Source organism: Formosa sp. F44 (assembly GCF_056238645.1).
Map to the genome: position 1 here is coordinate 289,831 of NZ_JBWDLJ010000005.1, position 13,546 is coordinate 303,376.

At 34.2% G+C, this 13,546-nt stretch carries 13 protein-coding genes; 4 read left to right on the forward strand and 9 right to left on the reverse strand.

Annotation, left to right across the window (positions count from 1 at the left end; genetic code table 11):
- Positions 1-23 precede the first annotated feature (23 nt).
- The 3 genes from AC0UBM_RS16300 to AC0UBM_RS16310 form a co-directional block, all read right to left on the reverse strand.
- Positions 24-662, reverse strand: coding sequence for a peroxiredoxin (locus AC0UBM_RS16300; RefSeq protein ID WP_414035494.1), 639 nt, complete (start codon positions 660-662; stop codon positions 24-26).
- A gap of 137 nt (positions 663-799) precedes the next feature.
- Positions 800-2,284 carry a Na+/H+ antiporter NhaC gene (nhaC, locus tag AC0UBM_RS16305; protein WP_475689349.1) on the reverse strand — a complete coding sequence of 495 codons (1,485 nt, stop codon included), beginning with the start codon at positions 2,282-2,284 and terminating at the stop codon, positions 800-802.
- Between the two features lie 154 nt (positions 2,285-2,438).
- Positions 2,439-3,641, reverse strand: a complete 1,203-nt coding sequence (locus tag AC0UBM_RS16310) for an aminotransferase class I/II-fold pyridoxal phosphate-dependent enzyme (RefSeq protein ID WP_475689350.1) — start codon at positions 3,639-3,641, stop codon at positions 2,439-2,441.
- A 157-nt stretch (positions 3,642-3,798) separates the two neighbouring features.
- Here AC0UBM_RS16310 and AC0UBM_RS16315 point away from each other — a divergent pair, with 157 nt between their 5' ends.
- The 3 genes from AC0UBM_RS16315 (at position 3,799) to AC0UBM_RS16325 (ending at position 8,183) form a co-directional block, all read left to right on the forward strand.
- Entirely contained in the window at positions 3,799-4,257 is a 459-nt protein-coding gene (locus AC0UBM_RS16315) for an Lrp/AsnC family transcriptional regulator (protein ID WP_475689351.1), read from the forward strand.
- Positions 4,258-4,379: 122 nt separating this feature from the next.
- The gene (lpdA, locus tag AC0UBM_RS16320) at positions 4,380-5,780 is read left to right on the forward strand and encodes a dihydrolipoyl dehydrogenase (protein ID WP_475689352.1); all 1,401 of its coding nucleotides are present in this window, start codon (positions 4,380-4,382) and stop codon (positions 5,778-5,780) included.
- Between the two features lie 255 nt (positions 5,781-6,035).
- Complete coding sequence (locus AC0UBM_RS16325; protein WP_475689353.1) at positions 6,036-8,183, forward strand: prolyl oligopeptidase family serine peptidase; 2,148 nt, start codon at positions 6,036-6,038, stop codon at positions 8,181-8,183.
- Between the two features lie 37 nt (positions 8,184-8,220).
- On the opposite strand, the gene AC0UBM_RS16330 is transcribed toward AC0UBM_RS16325, so the two are convergent.
- Both AC0UBM_RS16330 and AC0UBM_RS16335 read right to left on the reverse strand, forming a co-directional pair.
- A complete protein-coding gene (locus tag AC0UBM_RS16330) occupies positions 8,221-8,937 on the reverse strand; it encodes a LytR/AlgR family response regulator transcription factor (RefSeq protein WP_475689354.1) in 717 nt (238 codons plus the stop codon).
- Positions 8,927-9,994 carry a sensor histidine kinase gene (locus AC0UBM_RS16335; protein WP_475689355.1) on the reverse strand — a complete coding sequence of 356 codons (1,068 nt, stop codon included), beginning with the start codon at positions 9,992-9,994 and terminating at the stop codon, positions 8,927-8,929. The genes AC0UBM_RS16330 and AC0UBM_RS16335 overlap by 11 nt, the downstream gene beginning before the upstream one ends.
- Positions 9,995-10,195: 201 nt before the next feature.
- On the opposite strand from AC0UBM_RS16335, the gene AC0UBM_RS16340 reads away from it, so the two are divergent.
- A complete protein-coding gene (locus AC0UBM_RS16340) occupies positions 10,196-10,585 on the forward strand; it encodes a MotA/TolQ/ExbB proton channel family protein (protein ID WP_038533559.1) in 390 nt (129 codons plus the stop codon).
- Between the two features lie 85 nt (positions 10,586-10,670).
- Here the strand turns inward: AC0UBM_RS16340 and AC0UBM_RS16345 are convergent, their stop codons facing one another.
- From AC0UBM_RS16345 to AC0UBM_RS16360, 4 genes are all read right to left on the reverse strand, one after another.
- Entirely contained in the window at positions 10,671-11,156 is a 486-nt protein-coding gene (locus AC0UBM_RS16345; RefSeq protein WP_414035502.1) for a threonine/serine exporter family protein, read from the reverse strand.
- A gap of 1 nt (position 11,157) precedes the next feature.
- Positions 11,158-11,925 (reverse strand): threonine/serine exporter family protein, encoded by a 768-nt coding sequence (locus tag AC0UBM_RS16350; RefSeq protein ID WP_475689356.1) that lies wholly within the window; start codon positions 11,923-11,925, stop codon positions 11,158-11,160.
- 105 nt (positions 11,926-12,030) lie between these two features.
- Entirely contained in the window at positions 12,031-12,438 is a 408-nt protein-coding gene (locus AC0UBM_RS16355) for a hypothetical protein (protein WP_475689357.1), read from the reverse strand.
- A gap of 306 nt (positions 12,439-12,744) precedes the next feature.
- A complete protein-coding gene (locus AC0UBM_RS16360) occupies positions 12,745-13,536 on the reverse strand; it encodes a S1/P1 nuclease (protein ID WP_414035505.1) in 792 nt (263 codons plus the stop codon).
- Positions 13,537-13,546: the final 10 nt, after the last annotated feature.

A 13,546-nucleotide genomic window follows, 5' to 3' on the forward strand; every position in this document is an offset into this window, starting at 1 on the left:
GGATGGTGAATTGTGTATTTTAATTAGTGAGAAGCTAAGTAGCTAGAAACACCATCTCTGTTAGCGCTCATTGCATCTTTTCCTTCTTCCCAGTTTGCAGGACAAACTTCACCTTTTTCTTGTACGTGAGTTAACGCATCTATTAAACGTAAATATTCACCAACGTTTCTACCTAATGGCATGTTGTTAATACTTTCGTGTTGTACAACACCATCTTCATCTATAATATACGTTGCTCTGTAAGTTACGTTATCACCTTCTACAGTTACAACTCCAGTGTCTTCGTTAAACGTTTCGTTTGTAATGTCTAAGATTCCTAAAGTTGAAGCTAAGTTTCTGTTAGAGTCTGCTAAAATTGGGTAAGTTACACCTTCAATTCCTCCGTTATCTTTTGCAGTGTTTAACCATGCAAAGTGTACTTCTGGCGTATCGCAAGATGCACCAATTACAATAGTATTTCTTTTTTCAAATTCTGCAACAGCAGCTTGGAATGCGTGTAATTCAGTTGGGCATACAAAAGTGAAATCTTTTGGGTACCAAAATAAAACTACTTTTTTCTTGTTGTTAACTGCTTCTTCTAGAACGTTTACTTTAAAAGTATCGCCCATTTCGTTCATTGCGTCAACGTTTAAATCTGGAAATTTTTTACCTACAAATGCCATAATATCTATATTTTAAATTGTTAATTTTCTGATACAAATATACGGCTCTATGTGTATTTACAATGTGAACAAAATTTTAAATTTTTATAACACTATAAGGTTTTTTTATAATTAATTTAAAATATGATAGTTTTTTGTTATTTATCAGAGAGTTGCTTGATTTTAATCTTAAATGCAGCGAATATTAAAGTTGTAAACGGACTTAAGTAATTAAAGAAGGCATAGCCCGCATAGTGAAATGTATCAACTCCTAGAACGCTACTTTGATATGCTCCGCAGGTATTCCAAGGTACCAAAACAGAGGTTACTGTTCCAGAATCTTCCAGTGTTCTACTTAAGTTTTCTGGAGCCAATCCTTTATCGCTAAATGCTTTTTTATACATTCTACCAGGAATAACAATCGCTAAGTATTGATCACTCGCAATGGCATTTAAACCAATACAGCTTATTACTGTACTTGCAAATAATCCGAATACAGAATCGAATAAATTTAATACGGCCTTGCTTATTCTAGAAAGTGCACCAATAGCATCCATGATACCTCCAAAAACCATGGCACAAATAATTAACCAAATGGTTCCAAGCATACCATACATTCCTCCTGATGAGAATAAGTCGTTTAACTCGGCGCTTTCTGTGGCTACCGAAGTGTCTACCGTTATAGCCGTCATTATACCTTTATAGGCGGTAAGAAAATTAAGTTCTGTAGCGCCTGTAATAGACTTGACGATTTCTGGTTGAAAAATCAAGGCAAATACACCTCCTAGTAAAGTCCCTACTAATAGAGCTGGTAATGGCGGTGACTTCTTAATAATCATAAAGATTACAATAGCGGGAACTAAAAACAGCCAAGGCGATATATTAAATGAGTGTTCTATAGATGCAAGCATGGCAGACGTATCTGTAGTTCCCTGAACATCTAAAGAAAAACTAATGATTACAAATAAGATTAACGTAACTATTAAAGTAGGAATGGTTGTATACGTCATGTATTTTATGTGCGAGAATAATTCGCCTCCAGCCATAGCGGGAGCAAGGTTGGTGGTGTCGCTTAAAGGCGACATTTTATCTCCAAAATATGCTCCGGAAATTACTGCTCCAGCAGTCATCCCGTGATCAATACCTAAAGCATTTCCAATACCTACTAAAGCAATACCTACGGTTGCAGAAGTGGTCCAACTACTCCCTGTAGCCACAGAAATAATAGCACAAATGATAACACAGGCAGGTAAGAAAATTGTGGGATTTAGAATTTGTAATCCATAATAAATCATGGACGGTATAATACCGCTAATTAGCCAAGTTCCGGCTAAAGATCCTACAAATAATAAGATTAGTAAAGCGCCTGTAGTCGATTTAATATTTTCGGCAACTTCCTCTATCATTTGGTCGTAAGAGACCTTATTAAAAAAGCCAACTATGGCTGCAACCGCAGCTCCAAGCAATAAAAGAAACTGATTACTTCCACTTAAGGCGTCATCTCCAAAGGCATATTTAACGTTGTAAAACAACATAATTACTAAAGCTAAAACGGGGATTAAAGCCTCCCAAATACTTAATTCTCTGTTCTCTACAATCGGGTCATCTTTGGGTGTTGTGGGCTTTATGTCTTGGCTTTCCATGCGCTGTTTTTACGGTTATATTAAGATTTGTAATGTTACGATTTTAGTCGCTTATGTGCAAATACGTGCCGAGATAAACAAAATTTTCAAAAAATAGACATAAAAAAAACACTTCTAATAATAGAAGTGTTCTTAAGTTTAGAAAAAATAATTTCTAGTCTAATATTTTTAATTCTACCATGCATTCGTGCATCATATCATAGGTGCGTTCTATATCGGCATCTAAACCTATAGAGAACCGAATTAGTCCATCGCTTAATCCCATTTCTTTTTGTTCGTCTTCAGGAATTTCTGAAGAGGTAGAACTTCCAGGCGCAGAAAATAAGGTTTTATAGAATCCTAAACTCACGGCTAAATACCCTAAGTTTTTATGTTGCATGAGTTCCATAAGTGCGTTAGCTTTAGCAATAGAGCCTACATCAATAGTTAGCATACCTCCAAACCCGTATGGTGTGTTCATCATAGTTTTAAATAGTTCGTGAGCTGGGTGTGAAGCCAATCCAGGATACACGGTTCTTAATCCGTTAGCTTCAAATTTTTCTGCTAAGTACAATCCGTTTTTGCTGTGCTGTTGCATACGAAGATGAAGTGTTCTCAGGTTCTTTAAAACAGAAGCCGATCTCATGCTATCCATTGTCGATCCTAATAACATAGCCGCACCATCATTTACACTTCTTAACTGATTAATAAAATCCTGAGTACCACAAACTACGCCACCAACCGTGTCGCTACTACCATTTATAAATTTTGTTAAACTGTGAATTACTACATCGGCACCGAGTTTTGCAGGAGAAATGCTTAAAGGAGAAAAGGTATTGTCGACCACCAATTGCAGGTTGTGCTTTTTTGCAAGCTGAGCTAAACCTTTAATATCTGCGATTTCCAGTAGTGGATTACTTACGCACTCACAAAAAATCATTTTGGTGTGTGGTGTAATCGCAGCTTCAACACGCTCTAATTTTGTAATGTCTACAAAAGATGTTTTTACATTGAACCGTGGTGCGAAATTTTTTAGAAAAGCATACGTACCGCCGTAAATAGTTCGACTAGAAACAACATGATCGCCAGCGCCACAATTTTGAAGTAACACAGAGGTAATTGCGCCCATTCCTGAAGCGTAAACATTTGCAGTTTCTGTGCCTTCCATAGCGGCCAAAGCTTCACCTAAATAAAGATTGGAAGGAGAAGAATGACGGGAATATAAGTAACATCCATCGGTATTGCCTTCAAAAGTATCGAACATGGTTTTAGCCGATATAAAGGTATATGTAGATGAATCTGAGATGGAAGGATTTACGCCTCCGAATTCTCCGAAATATTGTAAGTCTTGAATGCTGTTTGCGGGTTTAAATGCCATTATTTTGTTTTTTGATGTGAATCAAAATTGATAAAATTTAGTATATTTATCAATGGTTATCTGTTTATTTAGATTATTAAACTAGCTATTTGGTTTAAAATAGTTTTATATTTGGTTTGGAACTCCGTTTATAACTTTTAATAGAAAATTTTTCAATATGACTTTTGATGCCATCGACAAACAACTCATAACCTTACTTCAAACGGATAGTAAACAGACCAATAAAGCGTTGTCTACGCAACTCAATTTATCGGTTACTGCAGTTTACGAACGGATTAAAAAATTAGAGAACCAAGGGGTTATTAATAGGTATGTGGCTTTGGTAAATAAAGACGAAGTACAGAAATCTTTCGTAGCGTATTGTCACATAAAGCTCGTAAAACACAGTCAGGATTATGTGGTTCAGTTTGAAAAAGAGGTGGCCAATTTAGACGAGGTCATGGAGTGTTATCACATCAGTGGCGATTACGATTATTTATTAAAAGTAATGGTAGAAGATATGGTTGCGTTTCGGGAATTTATGGTGAACAAACTCACAACAATTAATCATATTGGGAGTACGCACAGCATGTTTGTGATTAATGAAGTGAAACACAGCACTATTATTCCCGTTTAAGGCCGTGCGAACTTTAGTATATTCTCAAAAAAAAACTTAAAATTTTAAGAATGTTAAGCTGCTAAACCTATGTAAATTTGTATTTTTGTGTACCATTTAAAAAAAGAATCAAAATAAACTTTATGAATTCATACGATGTAGCCGTTATCGGTTCAGGACCTGGAGGATATGTAGCAGCGATACGTTGCGCACAACTAGGTATGAAAACTGCAATTATAGAAAAATATTCAACACTTGGGGGAACCTGCTTAAATGTAGGATGTATTCCTAGTAAAGCCTTACTAGATTCTTCTCATCACTACGAAGATGCGATTAAGCATTTTGAAGAGCACGGAATTGAAATCCCTGGTGATGTTAAAGTCAATCTTGAAAAAATGATTGCGCGTAAGCAGTCTGTTGTAGACCAGACAACTGGTGGAATCGACTTCTTGATGAAAAAAAATAACATTGATGTATATCAAGGTTTAGGAGCATTTAAAGATGCCACTCATATTACAATTTCTGGAGAGGAAACTGTAGAGATTGAAGCAAAAAATACAATTATCGCAACAGGAAGTAAGCCTTCAAGCTTACCGTTTATTAATATCGATAAAGAACGTATCATTACGTCTACCGAAGCTTTAAAACTTAAAGAAATTCCGAAACACTTAATCGTAATTGGTGGTGGTGTTATTGGTTTAGAATTAGGACAAGTTTACAAGCGTCTTGGTTCTGAGGTGTCTGTAGTAGAATTTATGGATCGTATTATCCCTACTATGGATGCTGGCTTATCTAAAGAACTTAATAAAGTTTTAAAGAAGCAAAAATTCAAAATGAATGTGTCTCACAAAGTAAAATCTGTAGAGCGTGTTGGTGATGAAGTTATTGTAAAAGCTGACAATAAAAAAGGAGAAGAAGTAGAATTTAAAGGAGACTATTGTTTAGTGTCTGTTGGACGTCGTCCGTATACAGATGGTTTAAATACTGAAGCTGCTGGAGTGAAACTTACAGACCGTGGACAAATTGAAGTGAACGACCATTTACAAACTAGTGCTTCTAATATTTATGCTATTGGTGATGTTGTAAAAGGTGCTATGTTAGCTCATAAAGCTGAAGAAGAAGGTGTGTTTGTTGCTGAAACTTTAGCTGGACAAAAACCACATATCGATTATAACTTAATTCCAGGCGTGGTGTACACATGGCCAGAAGTTGCAACTGTTGGTAAAACAGAAGAGCAATTAAAAGAAGCAGGCGTAGAATACAAAGTAGGATCGTTCCCAATGCGTGCTTTAGGTAGAAGTAGAGCAAGTATGGATTTAGACGGATTTGTAAAAATTCTTGCAGATAAAACTACCGATGAAATTTTAGGTGTACATATGGTTGGTGCTCGTGCTGCCGATATGATTGCCGAAGCGGTTGTAGCTATGGAATACAGAGCTAGTGCAGAAGATGTTTCTAGAATGTCTCATGCGCATCCAACATTTACAGAAGCGATTAAAGAAGCGGCCCTAGCAGCAACTGGAGATCGTGCTTTACATGTTTAAAACATAGATTTAAATTATATAGAAAAGGCTTTCCTTAGTTTAGGAAAGCCTTTTTTTTATGGAATAATATAAAATTTTGGCACGTTAAAAGTTGCGATGGGGTAAGGTCTCACTTTTAAATGTTAGTATTTAAGGTCTGAATTTAAAATTATTTAGAAAAAATAAGCAGGAATAAAAAACAGAAATTAATTTACTGTCATTCTTTAATTTGATATTTTTATCTACCCAAATTTTAAACCCTTATCAGGCCTATTTATGTCTAAATTTTACACTTTCACCTTCTTGTTATTTTTTGCATTTCAATTATCTGCTCAAAAGAAATATGAGTATGAATTGGCTCCAAAAGATTCTAATACAAACACCTATTTTAATACAACTATAAGTGATCCATATCAATGGATGGAAAATCCAGCAGATCCCAGACTCGCTACTTGGCTAGAGGCTGAAACGAAGCTTACCAAAAAAGTAAAAAGTAGATATTTAAAGACCTTAGATTTAAAAGATCAAATAGCGGCTATGTATTATGGTGTTAAGGAGCAAAAAATTAAGGGATACGTAGAAAAAGATAAAGCAAATAAGAGTAAGTACGAATTTAAGTATAAAACACAAAATAGTAATCGATTTCCAAATTTGCATTACAGAGAAAGAGGAGATAAGAATTACAGAATTTTAGTGGATATTAAAAAAATCATGAAAGAGCAAGGTAAGAATATTGCTATCATGGGCTATGATATAAATGAAGAGTACGATTTAGTAGCGATTAGGTTATCTCAAGAAGGTAGTGATTGGCAAGAATTGTTCTTTTTTTATCTGAGTAACGGACAGCAAATCCATAATTCGCTTAAATATATTAGAAATGGAAGCAATCTTGTTTGGGATAAGATGAACCTGTATTACGACAGATATGATGAGCCAACAGATAATCGTGCCCATTTGGATAAAGCTGTAGGTCAGAAATTATACTATCATAAATTTGGCGATACTCAAGATAAAGATACTATGCTTTATGCTAATAGCGCTCAGAGCGATTCGGAAGAATTTAAATGTTTCGAGTTAAATGAAAAATTATTTTTCTATAAAACGCTAAGTCATAAAAATAAAGAATATCGCGCACTTGCAGTAGCCGAAAAGAATGATTCATTACTTAATTTAAAGAATTTTCTTATCTACCCGCACAGCAGTACCATTAACATAACTATAGAAGAAGCCTTTGGTGATAAAATACTTTTAAGAACTAATTGGGAAGCGCCAAATGGAAGGGTTCTTATTGTGGATACAAATACTCCTAATAAACCCTCAGAAATTGTTCCGGAATACGATGTGTTTTTAAAACAAGTAAATCGGTTAGGTAAAGATAAATTTGTATGTATTTACAAAAACGGAAACCGTGATCTGGCTTTGTTTTATGATTTAGAAGGCAATTTATTACACAAAATTGATTTTCCAGAAGGGAAAAAAGTCAACGGACTTAGAGAAAATAAGGAAGATGTAGAATTTACAGATTTCTATGTGTCTTCATTTTATCACCCAGACTTATACTATCAACTGTCTTTAAAAAACTTAACATTTAAACCAAGTTTATCGGTATCGGTACCTTACGATCCAGAATCGTTAGAAACACGATATGTAAAATACAAGTCTAAGGATGGAACAGAAATCCCCATGTATATTACGTGTTTAAAAACAACAGAACTCAATGGTGAAAATCCGACTCTACTTTACGGTTATGGAGGTTATGGTACCACTGTAGAGCCCGCTTTCGATGAGTCTAGAGCATTGTGGTTACTTCATGGGGGTATTTTAGCCATTCCAAATGTACGGGGTGGAGGAGCAGAAGGTTCCGATTGGAGCCTTGAAGGTAGACGATTAAAAAAACAAAATGGAATAGACGATTTTATTGCGGCAGCAGACTATCTGATTAAGGAAAAGTATACCAGTTCAGAGCATTTAGGAAGTAATGGTGGATCTCATGGAGGTTTATTAGTTAGCGCGGCGGCAATTCAAAGACCTAATCTGTTTAAAGCTGTGGTTGCCGAAGCTGGGCCATACGATATGTTGCGTTTTGAAAATTTTACAGTGGGCTCTGCCGCTACCAATATTAATGAATTTGGGAGCACCACCAATGAAGCCGATTTTAATAATTTGTGGTCTTATTCACCTATGCATAATATTAAAGAAGGCGTTAAGTATCCAAATTATCTAGTAATGACTGGAGAAAGCGACGATCGTGTACCTCCTTTACATACGTTTAAATTTTTAGCAACACTTCAGGAAAAAGCAAGTCCAGAATCTTTATATCTTATGTATTTAATTCCTGGTGCAGGCCACGGCGGACCATTGTCTTTTAACGATTGGTTCGATAAGGTGTTGTATAAATACGCTTTTTTATATCACTTTTTGTAACACATTGAAATGCCGGAAGTGTCAATCTGGCAATCTATTAATACCGTTCTAAAAGCTCTAAAACTTCCTTTTTATAACTTCTGCTAATGGGCAACGCTTGGTTTAAAATGGTAACATGTTCATTTGTGAACGAGGTAATGTTTTTTACTGAAATAATATACGAGCGATGAATTCTTAAAAACTGTTTTGGCGGCAGTTTTACCTCAATAGCGCTAATGGTTTCGCGCGTCACGATGGTGGAATCTTGTAAATGAATTTTTAGATAATCGCTATAGCTTTCTATATAAACAATAGCATCAAAATCTATTTTTATCATTTTCCGGTCGGAACGCACAAACATAAAGTCTGAAACGTCTGCAGTTGCTGTGCTTTTATGTTGAGATTCGGTATAAACGTCAAAATAATTATTTACAGCCTTTAATAGCCTCTCAAAAGAGATGGGTTTTAATAAATAATCTACAGCCTGAAGCTCGAAACCTTCAACAGCATAATCACGATATGCTGTAGTGAAAATTATTTTAATACTGGGGTTAATGGATTTAGCAAACGAAATTCCGGAGATTTCTGGCATGTTTATATCCAAAAACACCAAATCAATGGTATGATTACTTATTTGGTTAAAGGCTTCAATGGCATTGCTACAACTCGCAACTACTGTAATGTTGCTAAATTTAGATAGGTGCGAAGCAATTACTTCTCTGGCTATAACTTCATCATCTACAATAAGGCACGATATGGTTCTATTAGTTTGCAAAAGCGTCTTCTGTTTTTAATGTTAATCGGACTTTAAATTTCCTATTCGTATTTAAAATAGACAAGGTATAGGCGTCTTTATAAAGCATCTCTAAACGTTTTTTTATGTTTTCTAGTCCAATACCAGATTTGGTTTCAGAAGATGATGCACTCGTATTTTCAATATAAAAATAAATCATGTGATCTTTAAACGATAAATCAATTTTAATATTTAATATTCCGTGTTTTAAAACCCCGTGTTTAAAGCTGTTTTCGATAAAAGGAAGAAAAAGCATGGGAGCAATTTTTGTAGTCTCGGAGATGTTTTCAATACTAAAATTTATATTCAACGTTTTGTTGAATCGAAGTGATTCTAAAGCAATATAATCTTGAATGTGATTAATTTCATCTGTCAATAACACAAAAGGTTTGTCGATTTGGTAGAGTAAATAATCTAATAAATTTGAAAGTTTTAATATCATTTCAGGCGTTTCATCAGCCTTTTTTAACGAAAACCCATACATGGTATTTAGGGTGTTAAACAAAAAGTGTGGATGAATCTGCATTTTTAGATACTGCAATTCTTGTTCTTTTAGCTTCAGTTGGGTTTCGAGAATTTGGTGTTCTAATTTACTTGTGTTTTCAACCTGTTTTAAATTCAACTTTAATAATTTAAAAGCACTCACTACAGTGGTTACTAAATACACACCAATCATAACAAATAATAAATTCTGACTAACAGGCGCCATATTATTGTATTCAAAATGCGATAAATAAATTAGCCCGTAAAAGATGGAAAGGATAATCAGGTAAGCCGAAATAATAAAAGTATATAAACTGTAGAGTCCGAAAAGCGCATACTTTTTCAGCATTAAATAATCCGGAATCAGTTTGTAAATACATACGTAAGTTGTCGCAATTGTAATGGGCATTAAGAACAGCGAGAAGGAGAGTACATAACTCATATCGCTACTTCCGGAGCCAAAAAAATAAGTGTAAAATAACAAGACACCACACCAAAATAAGATGTGTAGACCCAGACGACCTAACTGTTTTAATATAAAATGTGGTGTTAACATAATTCCAATCTTATACAATAATACTATATTTTTGAAACGCTGAGGTGTTTTATAGACGAATTACAGAATTAGCAACCGATTTAACACCTCGGTTAAAAAAAGGCCTAAATTGGTCGTTCATCGCATTACATTTAATGATGCGTTATTTGGCAGTAGTTTTGGAGTCTACTAACTATAATATATTTTACTATGTATGTTTTAATGATGCAACAACAAGGTTTTTTTACACAATTAGCTAATCGTTTTAGTGAAGGTGGCGTTTTATTTATGTCGCTAATTTTAATCTGTTTACTACTGTCTTTTTTCTTTTTGATAAGTGGATTTTATCTGGCGAATAAAAATGAAGTGAAATCTAGAAAGATGATAAGTCTTGTAAGCGACTCCAGTCTATTAGGATTAGTCATTGGTTTTCTTGGCTCTATTATAGGATTAATAACTGCTTTTGATGCTATTGAAGGTATGAACTCAATATCCTCTGGGATGCTAGCAGGAGGTTTAAAAGTGTCCTTTTTAACGACCCTTTTCGGTACTTTAGTCTTTGTGATTTCTAGAATTGGAATCTTAATTTATAAATGGATGTATAAGTTTTAAGGTTTACTAATGCAAATTCACCAAACAGGCTCAATCGTACGATTGAGCCTGTTTGGTTTTTAATAAATAAAAATATAGCAAGTGATTACTCGATCTTTTTGACTGTGTTTTTTCTTAAGAGTAGTAAAGGAAGAGAAATTCCGATAGCAATAGATATAAGGATAAAAACCATGGTTAGACCATTAGAAAAGATATCGCTAATGAGTTCCGCTTTTTTTAGAGGGTCTTCTTCAATAAAAAGGAAATTCATTATCGCCAATATGGTTTCATATGCAAAGTATCCTGGAATCATAGGAATAGCAGGAGGAATGCAAAAAACGACTGGCGGATGATGAATTTTATGCGCTATAGGCATGCCTACAAAGCTCACAAATAGAATGCCTAAAAAGGTGGCAATAATAATGTTTACCTCGAAATGAATAAGTGTGAATTTTATAAGTCCAGCAAAAAAGGCTAAGGCGAATACCGTAAAAATTGTCGATTTAGGGATGTTAAATAAAATACCAAACCCAACCGCTGCAAGGCCAGACCAAATAGAGACTTCGATTAGTTTAAAAAGAATTTCTGCCATGTTAGTTTAAATTAAAAATTAACATTGAAATAAATAAACCTAGTGCTATAGCTAGTACCATCATACAACCCGTAGTAAATCTAACTAAGCCATTTATAATATTATTGTCTAGAAAATCTGTAAAAGAATTTATTAATGGTACTCCTGGAACAAGATATAAAACAGAGGTTGCTAATGCCGTAGCGGGTTTTGCTCCAATATTTAGTTTTATACCAATAGACGCAATAGATGAAGCTACAAGAGAACCAATAAAAATTCGGAGATATACATTATAGTTTTTTCGATGTGTATATTGTAAAACCAATAATCCAATAAAGGTGCTTACAAAGGAGACTAACATGTTTAGATAATCGCCTTTAAAAATATTACAAAAACCGGCTCCAGCTAAACTTACCGCTATGGTGACAATAATTTGAGGATATCTTTTAAGTTGTTTTATTTCCTCAATCTTTTCAGAAATTTGATTGTACTCCCAATTATTTTCTAAAGCTTTCCAACTCGCTTTACTTACTGCAGATATTGCCGAAAAATTAAGGGCAAGGCCAGGAATATTTTTAACACGTGTACAGCTCTCAGAAGAATTTTCTCTGTACAATGTCATGATCATACTTTTCTGACTGATAAAAAATGATGCGTTAAAGCCCAGGCTATCTGCGAATCTTTTAATATTTAAATTTACACGATTGGTATTGGCTCCAGACACCATTAAAAAGGAAGCAATCTCTAACAGGAGGTTTGTAGCTTTTATTAAATCTTTTGAAGCATCCATATAAGATTAGTATAGATTTTGAATGCACAAATTTAATTTTTTGTTTACTATAAAATAAGCGTTTTACGGTGTTTATATATAAGATAGAATGAGTCTAAGTATATGTTAAGACTGAATTGAATTCTTTGCCTGCACCTTTTTAGTATGTTCTAAGACAGTATTAGTGGCCCATAACTTGGCTTCGGAGATTACCTCGAAAGATTCATAGGCTTTATCGGTAAACATACTTTCTATCTTGGTGTTGTTTAGTGCATTAGGGATATTAGATACAATTGCGAAAGCAACTAGATTTTTAATTTTAGAAGCTTCAATAAGCGCACCAGGTTCTATAGCATAAGAATGCTTACGGTAAGAGATGTATGCAAAGAAGCGATCTGTATAGAAGTTCTCGGCAATATCAAGTAAAACTTTACTTGCATCGGTAGATACTGTTGCACCCTCGTTAATTTGAGCGAGAACATAGTTCTCGTACAATTTTAGAGAGCCAAAGTCGAAAGTAAGTAAACGTTTCATTAGATTTCTTTTATATCAAAAAAAAATATTTTCATTAATTTAATAAAAATAGTTTGCAAATGTATCACGTTTATTGTTTAAAATTTATTGTAATGTATTATATTATTCGTTTTTACATATTTTAAACCTAATTGATTAAAATTTTATTAATGCTGAGTTAATAAGTCAGTTTTACTAGTGAAATATGTGTAATTGTCTGATAATGATTGATTAATAGTTAGTGGGTTAGTTGCAGTTTTAACATAAAAAAAAGTTGATGTATAGAAAATACATCAACTTTTACGCTAAGTTTATGATATGTATGTGTTAAAAAATATCGTTAAGAAGCTTCGCTAAACGAATCCCTCCTTTTTGAATTTGAGAACGTGCAATACCAAGATTATTATAGGCATATTTGTAGCCTAAGTTGTCACCCGGTTTAACATCCTTATAAATGGCATTGGCCAAAGTATGTGTTTCGTTAACCCAGTCGGTTATGGTTCCTTCTTCAATATGCTTAATTTCATCTTTTGAAAGGGCATCTGCATTCGAGGCCAATTCTGTATAGCTCATATCGTAACCATTAATCATGTCGCTGTCCCAAACACGGTGTAAATTGGTACTTTTACCCATCCATTTTACATCTATATCATTCCCTCCTTTGTCTGCAGCTAATCCAGCATGCATAGGTTGGTGAATATCTCCAATAATATGAATCAATAATTTTAAATAAAAGGCCTTATCATCATCTGTAGCATTTTTATCCTTTAAAACAGAAACACAATATTCGGCACCAACTACAGCATCTCCTTTAGGATTCTTTTCCGAATCTTCATAAGATTGATTCGCTTCCATATTAACGTAATGCCAAGTCCCAAATTTTCTATAGCGATCATCAGATTTTATTTCATCGCCATAAGTCGATACGAACGCTAAAGATTGTCTGTTTAATAATTTCTGTATGGCACGTTTAGTACTACCTTTTAAATAATTATCGGCTATTTTACCAACTACACGGTGACCTGTTGGTCCCCATTCTGGTGTAGGCTTTACGTTGGCTTGTGTTGGTACAATAGCTAGAAGCGCGAAGCTAAGTAGGGCAATGTATTTTAATTTCATAATGGTGAAA